A 19,902-nucleotide genomic window follows, 5' to 3' on the forward strand; every position below is an offset into this window, starting at 1 on the left:
AGTTACTCTTAAAATGAAACAGAGGGCTAAAGCCGAATAATAATTAAAAGTAATAGATTTAACCAATTTAAGCTCAAAACGGATTGATTTCTTTAGTTAGTACTATAATTCATTATAAAAAATGGAATTAATGTCCGTTTTACTTACCTATACTAAAAAATATTTAGAGATTTGTAAGTAACTTTTTTTAATACCATGGTTTAGACCACTTTATTTTCTACAGATTTTAGGTATTCCATTCGTTTAAAAAAAATAATATTAAAAAGTAATCAAACCTTTATGTTTAATTTAAACACATACATACGGAAAACAGCAAATCCTGCGCCATTAGTGGTATTTAGAGTTTGTTTTGGTTTTCTAATGGCTGTGAGTTTAATTATATTTTGGCAAAAGGGATGGATTGAATCTTTATATCTAGAACCCAAGTTTCATTTTACATTTTATGCTTTTAGTTGGGTTAAACCATTAGGTGTGTATACGTATGCATTGTTTGCTATTTGCGCGCTATCATCTGTTTTTGTTGCGTTAGGGTTTAAGTATCGTATTGCAATGGTTACATTTTTTTTGAGTTTCGCATATATTCAATTTATGGATAAAACGGTGTATCAATCATCGTCTTATTTTATTATGATACTTAGTTTCTTAATGATTTTTCTTCCTGCAAATGCTGCATTTTCAATCGATTCTTTGCGCTCTAAACGCTCATACCGAACAGTTCCAAAATGGTGTTTAGACAGTGTTAAGTTTATCTTTTTTATCGTGTTCTTTTATTCTGGTTTAGCAAAATTAAATTCCGATTGGTTGTTTCGTGCTATGCCTTTAGAGTTGTGGTTAACTTCTAGTAAGAATATTCCATTTATTGGAGCGTCTGTGTTACAGTCGTCTTGGTTTCATTATACTGTAAGCTGGAGTTTTATGATTTTTGAGTTAGCGCTTCCTTTTTTATTATTATATAAACGCACACAACTTATAGCTTTTATTTTATTAATAGGAAATCAGTTGTTTTCTCAAGCCATGTTTCCATTAGGCATGTTTCCGTTAATTCTTGTTTTTAGTGCGCCTATTTTTTTCTCATCAGAATGGCATCAAAAAGCATTACTGATTTTAAGAGCATTATTATCGCCTTTCCAGAATGTGTTTCATATGTCTTCTGCTTTAAAAATGACAAAAGATTTTCATTACGTAACACCTTTGCCTTTTTTAGTTGTTAGCTTGTTTTTTGTTTTTCAATTGCTATTCCCGTTACGATATATGTTATATGAAGGCGAATTGTTTTGGACAGGCGAAGGGTATTTGTTTTCATGGCGTACCTCGCTAATCGAGAAATCTGGAACAATTAGTTTTAAAGTGGTTAACCCAGAAAATAAAGAGGTATGTTATGTCGATAATTCAGAATTTCTAACCGAAAGACAGGAACAGCAAATGAGTTTTCAACCAGACTTTATTTTGGAATACGCTCATTATTTAGCAGAACACTATAAATCAGAAGGTTATAAATATGTCGCTATTTATGCAGATAGTTTTGTAACTTTAAATGGTAGACCAAGCAAAAGGTTTATAAATCCGGAAGTGAATTTAGTACAAGAAGAGGAGTCTTTTAGTCATAAAAAGTGGATTCTGCCATTTCATGATAAAATAAGTGGACTGTAGGGAATTGGAGTTCTACCTGCTTAAAATTTATAAAATACAATAGAAATGGTATAGAAAGTGTAATGATTTGCCAATATCATTTCGAGAATATAAAATGTATTAGAGGTTTATAAAAAAAATCATATTTAATTTTTCGTATAATATAAGGGCTCTGAAAAAAATAGGTCGTAGCAATTCAATAGTTACTAATTAAAAACCATATATTTGCACGCAATTATATCTTAATTGCAACATGACAGCACACGAAAACAAAATTCTAGGAGAAGGACTAACCTACGACGACGTTTTATTAGTTCCAGCATTTTCAGAAATTTTACCAAGAGAGGTAAGCATTCAAACAAAATTCACGAGAAACATTACGATTAACGTACCTATAATTTCTGCAGCCATGGATACGGTTACAGAAAGCGCTATGGCTATTGCTATGGCTAGAGAAGGTGGTATTGGTGTGTTGCATAAAAACATGACCATTACGCAGCAAGCTCAAGAAGTGCGTAAAGTAAAACGTGCAGAAAGTGGAATGATTATCGATCCTGTAACGTTGCCGTTAACCGCGAAAGTGATTGATGCAAAAAACAGCATGAAAGAGCATGGTATTGGAGGTATTCCAATTGTAGATGAAGACGGTAAATTAAAAGGTATTGTTACCAACAGAGATTTACGTTTCGAGCATAAAAACAATCGTCCGATTGTAGAAATAATGACTTCTAAAAATCTAGTCACTGCTGCTGAAGGTACCTCTTTAAAAGATGCTGAGGTTATTTTACAAGAAAATAAAATTGAAAAACTTCCTGTAGTTGATACTGATTATAACTTAATTGGGTTAATTACTTTTAGAGATATTACAAAATTAACGCAGAAACCAAATGCAAACAAAGATGTTTACGGACGTTTACGTGTTGCTGCTGCTATTGGTGTAACAGGAGATGCTGTAGATCGTGCAGAAGCTTTATTTAATGCAGGTGTAGATGCAATTATTATAGATACAGCCCACGGACATACTAAAGGTGTGGTGAATGTATTAAAAGATGTAAAAAAGAAATTTCCAAGTTTAGATGTTGTTGTAGGAAATATTGCTACAGGTGCTGCTGCTAAATATTTAGTAGAAGCTGGAGCAGATGCAGTAAAAGTAGGAATTGGTCCTGGATCTATTTGTACTACTCGTGTTGTTGCAGGTGTCGGGTTTCCTCAATTTTCTGCGGTATTAGAAGTTGCAGCGGCCATTAAAGGTTCTGGTGTACCTGTAATTGCAGATGGAGGTATTCGTTATACTGGAGATATTCCTAAAGCTATTGCAGCCGGGGCAGATACGGTAATGTTAGGATCTTTATTAGCAGGGACAAAAGAGTCTCCCGGAGAAACTATTATTTTTGAAGGAAGAAAGTTTAAATCTTACCGAGGAATGGGTTCTGTAGAAGCTATGAAAGAAGGTAGTAAAGACCGTTATTTCCAAGATGTAGAAGACGATATTAAAAAATTAGTACCAGAAGGTATTGTTGGTCGTGTAGATTATAAAGGTGAATTGTTTGAAAGTATTCATCAGTTTGTTGGAGGTTTACGTGCAGGTATGGGATACTGTGGATCTAAAGATATTGAGACGTTAAAAGAAACTGGACGTTTTGTGAAAATTACAGCTAGTGGAATTAACGAAAGTCATCCTCACGATGTAACCATTACTAAAGAGTCTCCAAATTACTCAAGATAATAAATAATAGAAAGTAAATTAGCTTTCTCTATTATACTAAATAACTCCAATTAAAACTTATTACTGTTTTAATTGGAGTTTTTTTATGTCTAATAATTTATTACGTATAGGTCGTTCTCATCTATAAAGACCTAATTGATTCAAGCACGCTTTGTAAGGTGTAAATTTACTGCTATTAAATTCTCAAACGAAATATCAATTGAGGGATTTAAAATAGTGTAAAAAAGCGGTATTAGCCTTTAGAGAGTATTGCGGCTATAAGTTTAGTACTAGGAAATGTTCTAGAATAATTTTTACAAAAACAGTAATTGGAATAGCCATAATTAAACCCGGAATACCCCAAATAAAGCCCCATAGCATTAACATAACTAATACGGTAATAATGTTTATTGAGAAAGATTTTCCCATGAATACAGGCTCTAGTATGGTTCCAAACATAACCTGAACTCCAGTAATACTCATAATAAAAAATACTAAAGTACTCGTGGCTTCTATTTCTACAAATGCGAAAATAGAAAGCAATATTACTGTTACAAAAGAACCCACCATTTGTATAAAGTTGATGATAAATGCAAATAATCCCCAGAATATAGGAAAACTAACATCGAAAGCATAGCAGGCTAATCCTGTAAAAATTCCTGTCATTAAACTCACGAAGACTTTTACTTTTATAAATTTTATAAGATCTTTTTCAATCTTCATAAAAGTCTTTACCGAAGTATGTTTTTGTTTTAAAATCGTACGATTTAATAAGTTGTGTACGTTTATAGATTCGGCTAACCAAAGTACTACAAAAAAAGCAGTCATTAACATCATGGTTATTGTAGAACGCAAGAAATTTAAAGTAGGACCAAAATTATTAACTAAGGTATCTTTATCAAATAACTGTTTAGAAATACTAATGTTATCCTTTAATAAGTCGGTTCCAAAAAATGCCTCCAAACTCGAAATTAAAAGCTTAATTTTTTCTTCAGCTTTAAATATAAAGGCATCACTAGTTGATAAAATTTCTTTACTAGATAAATGGACTAAATGACCTAGGAGTTTAAAGAACACTAAGATAATTAATACAATAACTATTATGCTTACAGCTTTAGGTAAATTGCGTTTCGTTAACCATCTCATTATTGGTAAAAAAAGCAATGCTATAAACATTGAAAAAATTAATGGCACAAATATAAAAGATAGCACCTTTAGTAAATAAAAAACTAAAGGAATTACTATAATAAGTAAGAGAAAATTTGTTGTTCGTCTATCGTTTAACATAGCATAAAATCACTTAAAATATCGATATGCAAATGTAGTTTAAAACCTTATAGTTTATGAGTGATAATATAATAAATTTAAACATAAATTTTTATGATTCTGATAGGTAAACTTGCCCGCGATGTGGTTTTAATGCATCTCTTACGGGTTTCATGTCCGACTCGTTTACTACTAAAAATGCTATAGCGTGCATTTCTGTCAATTCGGTAATTCCTGTTATGGTAATATCTAAGTTTTCTATGGCTATATATTCCTTTAAATGAATTTCATGATGTTTTGCTGTTTGCAATGCATTTGGCCCACGAAAATCCCAAATTAATTTTAATTGTCGCATGTGTTAAAGTTTTCGCAAAAGTACAAATTCCTTGTTCAGGTCGTGCTTTCTCGAACTATATTGGTTGTTGTTTTTTAAGTCAGTTTTTAAAGTACTGTCTAGTAGAACTCTGAATGGTTTTGTAATTGAAGCTAAAGCCATTTCATTTATTAAAACAGGGATTTAATATATTTAAAACGTAAACTACAAATTGAAATACTAAAGTTATCTTAACTCCGTTTGTTAAAGCAACTTGTATTATAGCTTTATATTGCTATTTTTGCTCACATTAAATTAATAATAATGAAATTGAAATCCGTTTTGTTGTTGCTATTACTTACTGTTTCTTTTATTAGCACAGCACAGATAGCAGCAGACGATATACTTTTTTCTGTAGATGATACGCCAGTATATGCATCAGAATTTGTAAGAGTTTATAATAAAAATTTAGACTTAGTAAAAGACGAATCTCAGAAGGATGTAGATGCTTATCTGCAATTATTCATCAATTATAAATTAAAGTTAGCCGAAGCAAAAGCCTTAAAGCTAGACCAAAAAACTTCTTACCAAAAGGAACTTAAATCCTATAGAAATCAACTAGCACAAAATTATTTAACCGATAATACCGTGACCGATGAGTTGGTTGAAGAAGCCTATACACGATTAAAAACAGATGTAAAAGCTCGACATATTTTAGTGAAGATAGATGCCAATGCTAGTCCTAGCGATACGCTTGCGGCTTACATGAAAATCGTTAAATTAAGAAAACGTTTAATTGATGAAGGTTTCGAAAAAGTAAGCAAAGATGTACATGACGGGAAAGAACTTTTCGTTGAAGATTTAGGATATTTCTCTGCTTTTAGAATGGTTTATAGTTTTGAAAACGCAGCGTACAACACACAAGTAGGTGACGTGTCTCAGCCGTTTAGAACACGATTTGGTTATCATGTTGTACAAGTTCTCGATAAACGTCCCGCTAGAGGAACTGTAAAAGTGGCTCATATAATGGTTGATAAAAATAAACCTGGCGATACCATTTCTAATCCAGAAGCTAGAATTAACGATATTTATAAAAAATTAAATCAAGGTGAAAGTTTTGAGAGTTTGGCGAAACAATTTTCAGAAGATAAAAGTTCTTCCGATCGAGGTGGCGAATTGGCGCCGTTCTCTATGGGGCAATTATCATCTAACGAATTTGAAGAAGCTGCATTTAATTTAGTTGTTGTAGGTGAGGTTTCAGAACCTTTTAAAACAGATTTTGGATGGCATATTGTTAAATTATTAGACAAGAAACCTGTACCACCCTTCGAAGAAATAAAAGCAGAACTAGAAGATAAAGTAAAACAAGATACAAGGTCTGAACGAATTAACGAAACTCGTATTCAGGATTTAAAAGACAAATATAAGGTAACAGAAAAGCAAGATGCATTACCATATTTCGTTAAAATTTTAAACAAAAAGTACTACACTAACACTTGGGAGTTGCCTTCTAATTTTACAGGAGATAAAGAACTTTTAAAATTAGGAACGAAATCTATTATGTATCGTGATTTCGGAACATTTTTAAAAGACCGCCAAATGTTATTTTCAGACAAAGTCCCATATTCTACTATTGTAGATATTAATTATAAAGCGTTTTTAGACCAAGAATTAAAAATCTACCAAGAAGCAAATTTAGAAAATGAATATCCTGAGTTTGCAGATATTGTTGGCGAGTATAGAGATGGTTTATTATTGTTTGATTTAATGGAAACTGAAATTTGGAATGCAGGGATTTCTGATACCATAGCAGTAAAAGCGTATTACAATTCGCATAAAGAAGATTACATTTGGAATAGCCGAATTGATGCTGTTGTTGCGGCTTCTGTAGAAAAGAAGGTTGTAAAAAAAGTAGCGAAACTGTTAAAAAAGAATGTACCTTTAGAAGACATTAAAGCAAAGTATAATGTTAACGACGAAATTCACGTTATTTTTACTTCAGGAATTTTAGAAAAGAACCATCAGAGTCTTCCTGAATCTTTTGAATTTAAAACAGGAATTTCAGATATATACGAGTTTAATGATGGTTATATTGTTGCTAAAGTAAATACAGTGCTTCCACAATCTCCCAAATCTTACGAAGAAGCAAAAGGCAATGTAATTAGTGATTTTCAAGCAAACAAAGAAGATCTTTGGATGCAAGAATTACATGCTAAATATACTGTTACTGTTAACGAAAGTGTGTTAACCGAAGTAAGAAACGAAATTAATAATCAATAGTTGAAAGTAAGAATTATAATAGTATTTGCCTTATTAAGTTTGTCTTCGTGCCAACTTTTTAAAACCGAAGATACGCGCATTCCAATCGCTCGCGTTAACGATTCGTACCTATACCAGGAAGATATCGAAACGTTAATAGACGAGGGGACTTCTGTGGAAGATAGTACGCTTTTAGTTCAGAATTTTATAACACGTTGGGCAACACAAGAACTATTGGTAGATGGTGCGAAAAGGAATTTAAACGAAGATAAACTTGAAGATTTTCAACGCTTAGTAAATCAATACAAAAGAGATTTATATTCTAAAGCCTATTTAGAAGCGTTGGTAAGACGTAGTGTAGATACTTCGGTTTCTATACAAGAGGCAGAGCGCTACTATAAAACTAATATTGAAGCCTTTAAGTTAAATGAAGATTTAATTAAATTTCGCTACATTAATATAGATGAAAACCGATTAGACTTTAAAAATATTCAGTCTAAGTTTAAACGATATAATTCCGTTGATAAAAGAGAATTAGATTCTGTTTCCATACAATTTAAATCGTATGCTTTAAACGATTCTATTTGGATTAAAGTAAGTCAGGTTTTAAGCAAGATTCCTGTGGTTTCTGCCGAAAATAAAGAGCAACTGTTAAAAAAATCTAATTTTATACAACTCAAAGATTCATTAGGAGTATATTTGATGCATGTTAACGACGTTTTATTGCGTGGTAGCACGGCACCACTGGAGTACGTAAAGCCTACGATTGACCAAATCGTGATAAACAAAAGAAAATTAGAACTCATTAGAGATTTAGAAAAAGACATTACAAAAGATGCAATTAAGAACAAACAATTTGAAATCTATAATTAACCTTAAACAGGCTTTATTTTTAAGCTTTATCCTTTGTGTAAATGGTATGTTTGCACAAGAAATTATTCCAGACGAAGTTGCCGATACAAAACCAGAAGCAGTGGTTCAGCCAAAAAAAGTTGGAAAATTAGGAGTTTCTCCTGGAGCTAAAAAAATTGATGGTGTTGCAGCAGTAATCGGAGAATATATTGTTCTGGAATCTGATGTAGATAATACCATCTTACAATTAAAAGCTCAAGGTGTAAATACAGACGATTTTACAGACTGTGAATTGTTTGGAAAACTTCTTGAAGATAAATTGTACTCTCATCAAGCAATTCAAGATAGTATTATTGTTTCTGATATTGAAATTCATTCATTTGTTGAGCAACAAGTTCAACGCTTTTTACAACAAACCAATGGGTCTATGGATGCCTTATTAAAATTATATAATAAGGAAGACGAAAAAAGTTTTAGAGACGAAATGTTTGAAATAAACAAGAGTCAGAAACTAGCTCAATTAATGCAAGAGAAAATTGTTGAAGAAGTAGAAATTACACCAGAAGAAGTTCGTGAATTTTTCAATAAAATTCCTGAAGACGAACGTCCAACATTTGGTACAGAATTACGCGTTGCACAAATTGTTGTAGAGCCAGAAGTTACTGAAGAAGAAAAGCAAAAAGTAATAGATCGTTTAAAAGAAATGAAAGCCGATGTTATAGAAAACGGCGCGAGTTTTAGATCTAAAGTTGTGTTGTATACAGACGATGCTGCTTCTAGAGGTAATGGTGGTTTATACACATTAAACCGTAAGCAACCAAAAATGGTAAAAGAGTTTAGACAAGTTGCTTTTTCTTTAGAAGAGGGTGAAATTTCAGAGCCTTTTGCTACAGAGTACGGGTATCATATTATTTATCTAGAAAAAATTAGAGGTCAAGAATATGATGTTCGTCACGTATTGTTGATGCCTAAAGTATCTGATGAAGAAATAAAAAAGGCTAAAGAGAAAATTGATAAAGTAAGACAAGAACTAGTAGACGAAGAAATTACTTTCGAAGAAGCGGCTAAAAAATATAGTGACGAGAAAGAAACTAAATTTGATGGCGGACAATTGATTAATCCAGCGACTCAAGATTATAATTTTGAATTAACAAAAATGGATCCAGAATTATACGCACAAATTCAGAGTTTAAAAGACAACGAAATTAGCTTGGTTTTAAAAGACGAAGATCGTACTGGACGTATTAAATTTAAAGTGCTTACTGTTACAGATCGTGTAGATGAGCACGTTGCAAACTATGCTCAAGATTATCTTAAAATTAAAGAATTAGCTTTAGATGAAAAACGTTTAAACGCTATCGAAAAATGGCAAGAAGAAACTATTGGAGATACTTATATTAAAATAAGTGGTGATTATAGAGATTGTGATTTTGCTAGTAACTGGTTAAAAAAATAAGGGATGTCAGACGTTGCTGCTGTAGAACAATTTGTTAAGAAATTTGCTGCTTTAAAATCCGAAATATCTAAGGTTATAATTGGCCAAGATCAAGTGGTCGAGCAAATATTGATTTCAATTTTTTCTGGAGGTCACGCCTTACTAATAGGTGTGCCTGGTTTAGCAAAAACGTTAATGGTAAATACCATTTCTCAAGCATTAGGTCTAGATTTTAAACGAATACAGTTTACACCAGATTTAATGCCCAGCGATATTTTAGGAAGCGAAATTCTAGACGAAAGCAGAAATTTTAAATTCATTAAAGGCCCTATTTTTTCGAACATTGTATTAGCCGACGAAATAAATAGAACACCTCCAAAAACACAGGCAGCCTTATTAGAGGCCATGCAGGAACGTTCTGTAACAGTTGCAGGACAGCATTATAAATTAAGTTTGCCTTATTTTGTGTTAGCTACACAAAACCCTATTGAGCAGGAAGGAACCTATCCGTTACCAGAAGCACAATTAGACCGTTTTATGTTTGCTATTCATTTAGGTTATCCATCATTTCAAGAAGAAGTAGATGTGGTTAAAGCTACAACTACAGATCAATCTATTACAGTCAATCCATTATTTAATGCCAGTGAAATTGTCGATTTTCAGAAACTAATTCGCCGTGTTCCTGTTGCAGATAATGTGATTGAGTATGCTGTACGTATGGTTGGAAAAACCAGACCAGATGCCGAATCTGTGACAGATTTAGTTAAAAATTATCTCGATTGGGGCGCAGGACCAAGAGCATCTCAAAATCTTATTCTCGCTGCAAAAACACATGCGGTAATTCGAGGTAAGTTTTCTCCAGATATTGAAGATGTTCAAGCCGTTGCTTTAGGTGTTTTAAGACATCGCATTATTAAGAACTATAAAGCAGAAGCAGAAGGTGTATCAGAATCAGATATTATTAAAAGTTTATTTTAAATAGGCTACCGTATTTTCTTATCAGTTATCATATTTCACACATTTTAAAAGCCTTTTTATTACTACCTGAATTTAATTCTAACGTCATAAAATTTTAATTCAATTGTATCGATATAAATCGTTTTAAAATTTCAACTTCTAAAATGTATTATTCTATTTAGAGATAATTGCATTTTCTTGGCTTTTATTCTCGATTTCATGTTTATTTTATGGTATTATTGATAAAATATCAATGAATTAGTGAGTATTTTTAATATAAATCAATGAGGTATGAGTGTTTTTTCGTTAAAGAATATTCAGTAAATGTTTTAATATGTTATGATAATCTCAGCGATATTAAAAAATTATGATAGTATAATAATTTAGTATAGTACAGCATTGTATTACAAGGTTTCTTTTAAGTAATTTGTCCTAAATTTTGTATTTTGCGGAGCTGAAAAACAAATTGGTGAACCAGTTACTTATTTAATATTTGCATTTAACACTGAAAAAGAATTCTAAGTATATATGAACACATATAACGATTACATCAAAGAAATTGAAGAGCGTAAGGCGCAAGGACTTCATCCTAAACCAATTGATGGCGCTGAATTATTAAGCGAAATCATTGCGCAAATTAAAGATTTAGATAATGAGTATAGAGAAGATTCTCTTAACTTTTTTATCTACAATGTTTTACCGGGTACAACAAGTGCCGCTGGTGTTAAAGCAAAGTTTTTAAAAGAAATTATTTTAGGAGAAACAGCAGTTAAGGAAATTACACCTGCTTTTGCATTAGAGCAATTATCGCACATGAAGGGTGGACCTTCTATTGAAGTGTTGTTAGATTTAGCTTTAGGTTCAGATGAAGCTATCGCAAAAGATGCAGCAGCTGTTTTAAAAACGCAAGTATTCCTTTACGAAGCAGATACAGCACGTATTGAAAAAGCATATAATGAAGGAAGCGCAATTGCGAAAGATTTATTAGAAAGCTACGCGAAAGCAGAGTTTTTTACTAAGCTTCCAGAAATAGACGAAAAAATAGACGTGGTAACATTTATCGCAGGAGTTGGTGATATCTCAACAGATTTATTATCTCCAGGTGGTGATGCACACTCGCGTTCAGATAGAGAATTACACGGTCAGTGTTTATTCGAACACAATAAAGAACAACAAGCTGAATTAAAAGCCTTACAAGCACAACATCCAGATAAACGTGTGATGTTAATTGCCGAAAAAGGAACAATGGGTGTTGGATCTTCTAGAATGTCAGGTGTTAACAACGTGGCGTTATGGACTGGTATTAAAGCTAGCCCGTATGTACCATTTATCAATATAGCACCAGTAATTGCTGGAACAAACGGAATTTCACCAATTTTCTTAACTACAGTTGGTGTTACAGGAGGTATTGGTTTAGATCTTAAAAACTGGGTGCAACAAAAAGATGCAGACGGAAACACGATCCGTGACGAAGAAGGAGAACCTATCTTAAAAGAAGAGTACTCTGTTGCAACAGGAACGGTACTTACTATTAATACAAAAGAGAAAAAATTATATAACGGCGATACCGTTTTAAAAGATATTTCTGCAGCATTTACACCACAAAAAATGGAGTTTATGAAAGCAGGTGGATCTTACGCTGTGGTATTCGGTAAGAAATTACAAACCATTGCTTCTAAAATATTAGGTATAGATATTGTACCAGTATATGCAACATCAAAAGAAATTTCTATAGAAGGACAAGGGCTTACAGCTGTTGAGAAAATATTCAACAAAAATGCAGTAGGAACAACGCCAGGGAAAGTATTACATGCAGGTTCAGACGTTCGTGTAGAAGTTAATATTGTAGGGTCTCAAGATACTACAGGATTAATGACTTCTCAAGAATTAGAGATGATGGCTGCTACAGTAATTTCTCCAATTGTAGATGGAGCTTACCAATCAGGATGTCATACAGCATCTGTATGGGATAATAAATCTAAAGCGAACATACCAAGATTAATGAGCTTTATGAACGACTTTGGTTTAATTACTGGTCGTGATCCTAAAGGGAAATATTTCCCAATGACAGATGTTATTCATAAAGTACTTAACGATATTACAGTAGGGGATTGGGACATCATTATTGGTGGAGATTCTCATACACGTATGTCTAAAGGTGTGGCTTTCGGAGCAGATTCAGGAACGGTGGCTTTAGCATTAGCTACAGGTGAGGCTTCTATGCCAATTCCACAGTCGGTTAAAGTAACCTTTAAAGGTGAAATGAAATCGTATATGGATTTCCGTGATGTGGTACACGCAACGCAACAACAAATGTTGAAGCAATTTGGTGGTGAAAACGTATTCCAAGGACGAATCATCGAGGTTCATATTGGAACATTAACTGCCGATCAAGCTTTTACATTTACAGATTGGACTGCAGAAATGAAAGCTAAGGCGTCTATCTGTATTTCTGAAGACGATACTTTAATCGAATCTTTAGAGATAGCAAAAGGTCGTATCCAAATCATGATTGATAAAGGAATGGACAACGCAAAACAAGTACTTAAAGGGCTTGTTGAAAAAGCAGAAACTAGAATCACTGAGCTTAAAACTGGAATTAAACCAGCGTTAAGACCAGATGCTAATGCAAAATATGAAGCAGAAGTTGTAATTGATTTAGATCAAATCGTTGAACCAATGATCGCTGATCCAGATGTAAATAACGACGATGTTTCTAAACGTTATACTCACGATGTTATTAGACCATTATCTTTCTACGGCGGAACTAAGCAGGTAGATTTAGGATTCGTTGGATCTTGTATGGTACATAAAGGTGATATGAAAATATTAGCTCAGATGTTAAAAAACATTGAGAAGCAAAAAGGAAAAGTAGAGTTTAAAGCACCTCTAGTAGTGGCGCCTCCAACTTACAATATTGTAGACGAGTTAAAAGCAGAAGGAGACTGGGAAGTATTACAAAAATATTCTGGTTTCGAATTCGATGATAATGATCCAAAAGCAGTAGCGCGTACAGGATACGAAAACATGCTATATTTAGAGCGTCCAGGGTGTAACCTTTGTATGGGTAACCAAGAAAAGGCAGAACCAGGCGATACAGTAATGGCAACATCTACGCGTTTATTCCAAGGACGTGTGGTTAAGGATTCTGGAGAGAAAAAAGGAGAGTCTTTATTATCTTCAACTCCAGTAGTTGTATTATCTACAATTTTAGGTAGAACACCTAATTTAGCAGAATACCAAGAAGCTGTAGAAGGTATCAATTTAACGAAGTTTAAACCTTCAAGTAAGTTATTGTCTGTATAATTTACAGCATACACTAATTATATATTAAAAGCCTGAATCTAAGATTCAGGCTTTTTTTGTGTTTCATTTTAAATGTTTTCATTTAAAAGAGTGTCGTTTCAATTTAAGTGTATTTTTATCAAAAGGCCTTAATTTCTTTGGTAAAAAGACTAAATCACTCTGGTTTTTAGCTCTAACAGTTAAAATGTTTCCTATAATCATTCTATATAATATAAACTTTTTTATAGTCATCTTACATTTCGTATATTAGAATCTAAAATAGTTTAATAAAACAATAAAAAATATGGCATTCGATATTGATATGATTAAGAGCGTTTACAGTCAGATTTCTGAACGTGTAGACAAAGCAAGAGAGGTAGTAGGAACACCATTAACACTATCTGAAAAGATTTTATATTCTCACCTCTGGGATGGGGTTTCTAATAAAGCATTTGTTAGGGGGAAGGACTACGTAGATTTCGCACCAGATCGTATCGCTTGTCAGGATGCTACGGCACAAATGGCATTATTGCAATTTATGCAAGCCGGAAAAGATAACGTAGCTGTACCAACAACTGTACATTGCGATCACCTAATTCAAGCTAAAGAAGGCGCTTCAACAGATTTAAAACACGCAAACGATGTAAGTAGCGAAGTATTTAAATTTTTAGAATCGGTGTCTAATAAATATGGTATCGGATTCTGGAAACCAGGAGCAGGTATTATTCATCAAGTTGTTTTAGAAAATTATGCATTCCCAGGAGGAATGATGATTGGTACCGATTCTCACACTGTAAATGCCGGTGGATTAGGAATGGTAGCCATTGGAGTAGGTGGTGCCGATGCTGTAGATGTTATGGCAGGTATGGCTTGGGAATTAAAATTCCCTAAATTAATAGGTGTGAAGTTAACCGGAAAACTTACAGGTTGGACTGCGCCTAAAGATGTTATTTTAAAAGTGGCAGAAATTCTTACCGTTAAAGGAGGAACAGGTGCTATTGTAGAATATTTTGGTGAAGGTGCAACGTCTATGTCGTGTACTGGAAAAGGAACCATTTGTAATATGGGTGCCGAAATTGGAGCAACAACTTCTACTTTTGGTTACGACGAGTCTATGGAGCGTTATTTACGTGCTACAGAACGTGCCGATGTTGCAGATGCTGCAAATGAAGTAAAAGAGTATCTAACTGCAGATCCAGAAGTGTATGCTAACCCAGAACAATATTTTGATGAAGTTATTGAAATTAATTTATCTGAATTAGGACCATTATTAAACGGGCCATTTACACCGGATTTATCGACTACCGTAGGTGCTGCAATGACTGAAAAAGCCAAAGCTAACGATTGGCCAATAAAAGTAGAATGGGGATTAATCGGGTCGTGTACGAACTCGTCTTACGAAGATTTATCTCGTGCTTCTTCTATAGCGCAACAAGCTTTAGATAAAAAATTAAAAACAAAAGCAGAATTTGGTATCAATCCAGGTTCAGAAAAAGTAAGATATACCACAGAGCGTGACGGGATTCTTGAAATTTTCGAGAAATTAGATGCTACAATATTTACGAATGCTTGCGGACCATGTATTGGACAGTGGGCAAGATATAGCGATCCTAAAAACGCACCCAAAAACAGTATCATTCACTCGTTTAACAGAAACTTTGCTAAGCGTGCCGATGGAAATCCAAATACACACGCCTTTGTAGCCTCTCCAGAAATGGTTGCTGCCATTGCGATTGCGGGACGTTTAGACTTTAATCCGTTAACAGATAAGTTAATTAATGAGGATGGAGAAGAAGTGATGTTCGATGAACCAACAGGATGGGAATTACCACCTAAAGGTTTCGAAGTAAAAGACAACGGATATTTAGCTCCAGACGAAGATGGTAGCAATGTTGTGGTATCTGTAGATCCAGATTCAGAGCGTTTACAATTGCTAGAGCCTTTTACTCCAATAGGAGATTCTATTACTGGCGCTAAATTATTAATTAAAGCTTTCGGAAAATGTACCACAGACCATATTTCTATGGCAGGACCATGGTTGCGTTTCCGTGGACATTTAGATAATATTTCTAATAACTGTTTAATTGGTGCTGTAAATGCATATAATAAAAAGACCAATTTTGTTAAAAATCAATTTACAGGAGATTATGCAGGAGTTCCAGACACAGCTCGTGAATATAAAGCGGCAGGTATTAAATCTATAGTAGTTGGAGATCATAACTATGGAGAAGGATCATCTCGTGAACATGCGGCTATGGAGCCTCGTCATTTAGGGGTAGCTGCTGTATTGGTAAAATCTTTTGCGCGTATTCATGAAACAAACCTTAAGAAACAAGGGATGCTAGGATTAACGTTTGCAAACGAAGAAGATTACGATTTAATTCAGGAAGACGATGTAATCAATTTCTTAGATTTAAATGAATTTGCTCCAGATAAACCTCTTTCTATAGAATTTGTACATGCAGATGGAACTAAAGATGTCATTTTAGCGAATCACACTTATAATGCAGCTCAAATTGCATGGTATAATGAAGGTTCTGCATTAAACTTAATTAAAAAGGAAAATGCTTCAGCATAATTAATTTTTAAAATTTTATATCTAAAAAGCTCCTGTTCTCAGGAGCTTTTTTAGTTTCAGATGTAAGCAAATCAACACGATACCGACCGTTTAGTTATATTAATTTATTACATAAGCACATATGAGCACAGTCTGGTTTTTTGAAGATGTCAATTTATTTAAAATGTTGTGCCCTCATAAGTTTAAAGCTTATAAAAAAGATCATGCATTTAAAGCATACAAGAAAAAAGATTATATCTATTTTGAAGAAGATGCTTCTAATAAAATCTTTTTGATTGAACAAGGCAAAGTGAAAATCGGATATTATAATGAAGATGGCGAGGAAATTGTCAAAGCCATTTTAGCTAAAGGCGAACTTTTTGGAGAAAAAGCCATCTTAGGTGAAGCTAAACGCGAAGAATTTGCACAGTCTCTAGATAATACTACATCAATTTGTCCTATAGGCGTGGAGACCATGTACGATTTAATGCGAAATAATCAATCGTTTAGTTTTAAAGTCTATAAGTTTATCGGACTAAAATTTAAAAAACTAGAACGCAGATTGCAATTGTTATTGTTTAAAGATTCTAAAACACGATTAAAAGAATTTATTGACGAGTTGTGTGCAGACTCAGGATATAGCTGTCCTAATACAGGAGATACAATTATATGTCATCATTATACACAAAGTGATATTGCTTCACTAATTGGGACTTCAAGACCAACTTTAAATATTCTTCTTAACGAACTTAAAGAGGAAAATTATCTAGAATTTCATCGTAAAGAAATCAGAATACTAAAAAAAGCAGCATAATTTTTCAAACTATTTTCATTTGTGTTAGATAGCTAACAAAACAAGTTCTTGTTATCCTATAGATTTGCTTCATAAATATTTAATAACTGAAATTAAAATATAAATTATGAAGAGATTAGTATTAGGAATAGCCTTTTTAGGTTTATTAGGCATGTCGTGTTCAAGTGATGACGACAATTCAAACGAAAACACAACAGCAGATGGATCATTTACAGTAACTATTGAAAATATAGCACCAGTAAATGCCTTTTTAAAGTCGGGTGTCTTTAACACGCCAGCCGGAGATGCCAACCCAGGACCTGCAACACCAGGGAAAAAATATGAATTTACTATAGATGCAGGGAGAAGTCAAAAACTTTCTTTTATAACCATGTTAGCTGCTACTAACGATGCGTTTTTCGGGCCAGGGAATGATGGTATTGCATTGTACGACGATAACGGAAATCCTATTTCTGACGATGTTACTGACCAAGTGTATCTTTGGGATGCAGGAACAGAAGTTAATGAAGAGCCTGCCGTAGGTCCTAATACGGTTACAAATCAATCGGGACCTAATACTGGTGTTGTAGAAAATGGAAATGTATTATTAATGAGTAATGTTACAAACGGTGAGGCTTTCGATTTTCCAGAGGTTAACGACATAATTAATGTAAGTGTAACTTATATAGAGGGGACTCAATTTTTAATTAGTATTGAGGATTTAGCCAATGCTACATTATCTACAAGTCTAGGTGATAGAGTCGCGCCATTATCTCCAGGGGTTTACGTTGTTCATGGCGGAACAAATCCTTTATTTACTGAAGGTGAACCCGATTTAGGACAAGGGGTTGAAAATATTGCGGAAGATGGAGATGTTACTAATTTAGGAAATTATACGGCAGATAATACAGGTGTTACTTATCCAGCTTCTCCTGGAGTTTGGGTTGTACATAATGATGGAACTAAACCGTTGTTTACTGAAGGTGCAGTAGATTATGGTAATGGTGTAGAGGCCATAGCCGAAGATGGAAATACAGCTTTGTTAGGTGCAAATGTTTTAAGTTTAGAAGGTGTTACAAAAGGTGCCATTTTTAATACACCAGTAGGAAGTAGTAGTCCAGGTCCAATTTTACCAGGGAGTTCTTATGCATTTACATTCGATGCTCAAGTAGGCGACCATTTATCTTTTGTAAATATGTTAGCAGCAACTAACGATGTCTTTTTTGGAACATCAGACGAAGGAATTGCGCTTTTTGATGCAAATGGAAATGCCATTAGTGGCGATCTAACAAATAGTATTTATTTATGGGATGTAGGAACAGAGGTTAATGAAGAGCCTGCAATAGGACCAAATACGGTAACAAATCAATTAGATAGCAATACAGGAATTGAAGAAAATGGTACAGTAATACTTTTAAATAATACAAACGATGGATTTACTTATCCGGCAGTAAACACGCTTCTTAAAGTAACAATTACAGCAAACTAATAATTATAATTGAAATCGAAATTCTTAATGTAATTAGAATTTTGTCACTAAATTTGAAACGCATCATCGTTAAGATAGATGCGTTTCTTTAGTTTAAAAGACTTCGTATACCATGTTGAAATCAAAAAAAAATAAGCTTTCAAATCTCTTTTTCGGAATATTTATAGTGTTGTTAATTATTCCGCAAACACGGCAACCTATACAAGTGTTTCTCCAAAAAGGATTAGCAATGTTTAGCCCGTCGGTTGAAGCGAAAGCTGATCAGAAACAATTAGAGTCGTACCAATGGAAATTAACCGATTTAAACGGCGTACCGTACGATTTTAAGTCGGCAGAAGGTAAAGTTGTACTTATTAATTTTTGGGCTACGTGGTGTCCGCCTTGTATTGCAGAAATGCCAAGTTTAGTTGGTCTACACAATGACTATAAAGGTAAAATCGAATTTTTATTTGTTTCTAACGAAGATAAGGACGTTGTAGAAGGGTTTTTAAAGAAACGTGATTTTAAGATTAAAGTATATCAGCCTATTTCATCTGTTCCAGAGATTTTAAGCACGTCAACAATTCCACGAACACTATTAATAAGTAAAGCTGGTAAAATCGTTATAGATAAAACAGGAGCGTCTAATTGGAATAGCGATACGGTACGTGAAACCATAGAAGTTTTATTACAAGAGTAATTACAAAGTATGTAATTATTAGGCATAAAAAAAGGTTAAACGAAATGTTTAACCTTTTTTGTTGTGACCGGGCTGGGGCTCGAACCCAGGACCCTCTCCTTAAAAGGGAGATGCTCTACCAACTGAGCTACCAGGTCATTGTTTTTGTTTGCGTATTGCGGGTGCAAAGATACTATCTTTTATTAAAGTAACAACCTATTTTCAATAAAATCGTAAAATAAGTGTCGATTTTAATCATTTTAAATACAGCATTATAATAAAAATAGGAGTAAATTTATTGATAATGAGTAAGTTGTGATTCGTGTTTTTCTAAAAATAAAAATAAAAAAAACTGAAAATAAATTAAAAGAGAAGTTAAAGAAGATAAAGTGCGCACGAGAAGATTCGAACTTCCACGTCCTTAACGGACACTGGCCCCTCAAGCCAACGCGTCTACCAATTCCGCCACGTGCGCATTAAATAAGGTATAAAACTAAAAAAGGTTAAACGAATATGTTTAACCTTTTCTTTGTTGTGACCGGGCTGGGGCTCGAACCCAGGACCCTCTCCTTAAAAGGGAGATGCTCTACCAACTGAGCTACCAGGTCATTGTTTTTGTTTGCGTATTGCGGGTGCAAATATATCACCTTTATTTAAAAAACCAAGCCTGTTTCTTATTTTTTTTCGTTTTTTTGTTGTCTAAA

Annotated in this window: 13 protein-coding genes and 3 tRNA genes; 11 read left to right on the top strand and 5 right to left on the bottom strand. The window is 33.6% G+C overall.

Annotated elements, in window-relative coordinates:
* Positions 1 to 279 precede the first annotated feature (279 nt).
* Together BN863_RS04425 and guaB are read left to right on the top strand one after the other, a co-directional pair.
* Positions 280 to 1,650 (top strand): HTTM domain-containing protein, encoded by a 1,371-nt coding sequence (locus tag BN863_RS04425; protein WP_038527929.1) that lies wholly within the window; start codon positions 280 to 282, stop codon positions 1,648 to 1,650.
* A gap of 232 nt (positions 1,651 to 1,882) precedes the next feature.
* Complete coding sequence (gene guaB, locus BN863_RS04430; protein ID WP_038527931.1) at positions 1,883 to 3,355, top strand: IMP dehydrogenase; 1,473 nt, start codon at positions 1,883 to 1,885, stop codon at positions 3,353 to 3,355.
* Positions 3,356 to 3,610: 255 nt separating this feature from the next.
* On the opposite strand, the gene BN863_RS04435 is transcribed toward guaB, so the two are convergent.
* Complete coding sequence (locus BN863_RS04435; protein WP_242404069.1) at positions 3,611 to 4,621, bottom strand: AI-2E family transporter; 1,011 nt, start codon at positions 4,619 to 4,621, stop codon at positions 3,611 to 3,613.
* Between the two features lie 91 nt (positions 4,622 to 4,712).
* Positions 4,713 to 4,955: a hypothetical protein gene (locus BN863_RS04440; RefSeq protein ID WP_038527933.1), complete on the bottom strand. Its 243-nt coding sequence runs from the start codon at positions 4,953 to 4,955 to the stop codon at positions 4,713 to 4,715.
* Positions 4,956 to 5,237: 282 nt separating this feature from the next.
* Between BN863_RS04440 and BN863_RS04445 the strand changes: the two genes are divergently transcribed.
* The 9 genes from BN863_RS04445 to BN863_RS04485 all read left to right on the top strand — a co-directional run bounded on the left by BN863_RS04445 (position 5,238) and on the right by BN863_RS04485 (position 19,219).
* On the top strand, positions 5,238 to 7,193 hold the full coding sequence (locus BN863_RS04445) for a peptidylprolyl isomerase (protein WP_038527935.1): 1,956 nt from the start codon (positions 5,238 to 5,240) through the stop codon (positions 7,191 to 7,193).
* Positions 7,194 to 8,045: a hypothetical protein gene (locus tag BN863_RS04450; RefSeq protein ID WP_038527937.1), complete on the top strand. Its 852-nt coding sequence runs from the start codon at positions 7,194 to 7,196 to the stop codon at positions 8,043 to 8,045.
* Entirely contained in the window at positions 8,008 to 9,480 is a 1,473-nt protein-coding gene (locus BN863_RS04455) for a peptidylprolyl isomerase (protein ID WP_038527939.1), read from the top strand. The genes BN863_RS04450 and BN863_RS04455 overlap by 38 nt, the downstream gene beginning before the upstream one ends.
* A 3-nt stretch (positions 9,481 to 9,483) precedes the next feature.
* Positions 9,484 to 10,437, top strand: coding sequence for an AAA family ATPase (locus BN863_RS04460; RefSeq protein ID WP_038527941.1), 954 nt, complete (start codon positions 9,484 to 9,486; stop codon positions 10,435 to 10,437).
* 507 nt (positions 10,438 to 10,944) lie between these two features.
* Positions 10,945 to 13,722, top strand: coding sequence for a bifunctional aconitate hydratase 2/2-methylisocitrate dehydratase (locus BN863_RS04465; protein WP_038527943.1), 2,778 nt, complete (start codon positions 10,945 to 10,947; stop codon positions 13,720 to 13,722).
* Positions 13,723 to 14,005: 283 nt separating this feature from the next.
* The gene (locus BN863_RS04470) at positions 14,006 to 16,279 is read left to right on the top strand and encodes an aconitate hydratase (RefSeq protein ID WP_038527945.1); all 2,274 of its coding nucleotides are present in this window, start codon (positions 14,006 to 14,008) and stop codon (positions 16,277 to 16,279) included.
* A gap of 121 nt (positions 16,280 to 16,400) precedes the next feature.
* Entirely contained in the window at positions 16,401 to 17,072 is a 672-nt protein-coding gene (locus tag BN863_RS04475) for a Crp/Fnr family transcriptional regulator (RefSeq protein ID WP_038527947.1), read from the top strand.
* Positions 17,073 to 17,178: 106 nt separating this feature from the next.
* The gene (locus BN863_RS04480) at positions 17,179 to 18,540 is read left to right on the top strand and encodes a spondin domain-containing protein (RefSeq protein ID WP_051774484.1); all 1,362 of its coding nucleotides are present in this window, start codon (positions 17,179 to 17,181) and stop codon (positions 18,538 to 18,540) included.
* A 112-nt stretch (positions 18,541 to 18,652) separates the two neighbouring features.
* Entirely contained in the window at positions 18,653 to 19,219 is a 567-nt protein-coding gene (locus BN863_RS04485; protein ID WP_316930377.1) for a TlpA family protein disulfide reductase, read from the top strand.
* 64 nt (positions 19,220 to 19,283) lie between these two features.
* Here BN863_RS04485 and BN863_RS04490 read toward each other — a convergent pair.
* The 3 genes from BN863_RS04490 to BN863_RS04500 form a co-directional block, all read right to left on the bottom strand.
* Positions 19,284 to 19,356, bottom strand: a tRNA-Lys gene (locus tag BN863_RS04490).
* A 232-nt stretch (positions 19,357 to 19,588) separates the two neighbouring features.
* A tRNA-Leu gene (locus tag BN863_RS04495) sits at positions 19,589 to 19,673 on the bottom strand.
* A 60-nt stretch (positions 19,674 to 19,733) separates the two neighbouring features.
* Positions 19,734 to 19,806, bottom strand: a tRNA-Lys gene (locus BN863_RS04500).
* Positions 19,807 to 19,902 lie beyond the last annotated feature (96 nt).

The sequence above is a fragment of the Formosa agariphila KMM 3901 genome (assembly GCF_000723205.1).
GTDB classification, from domain to species: domain Bacteria; phylum Bacteroidota; class Bacteroidia; order Flavobacteriales; family Flavobacteriaceae; genus Formosa; species Formosa agariphila.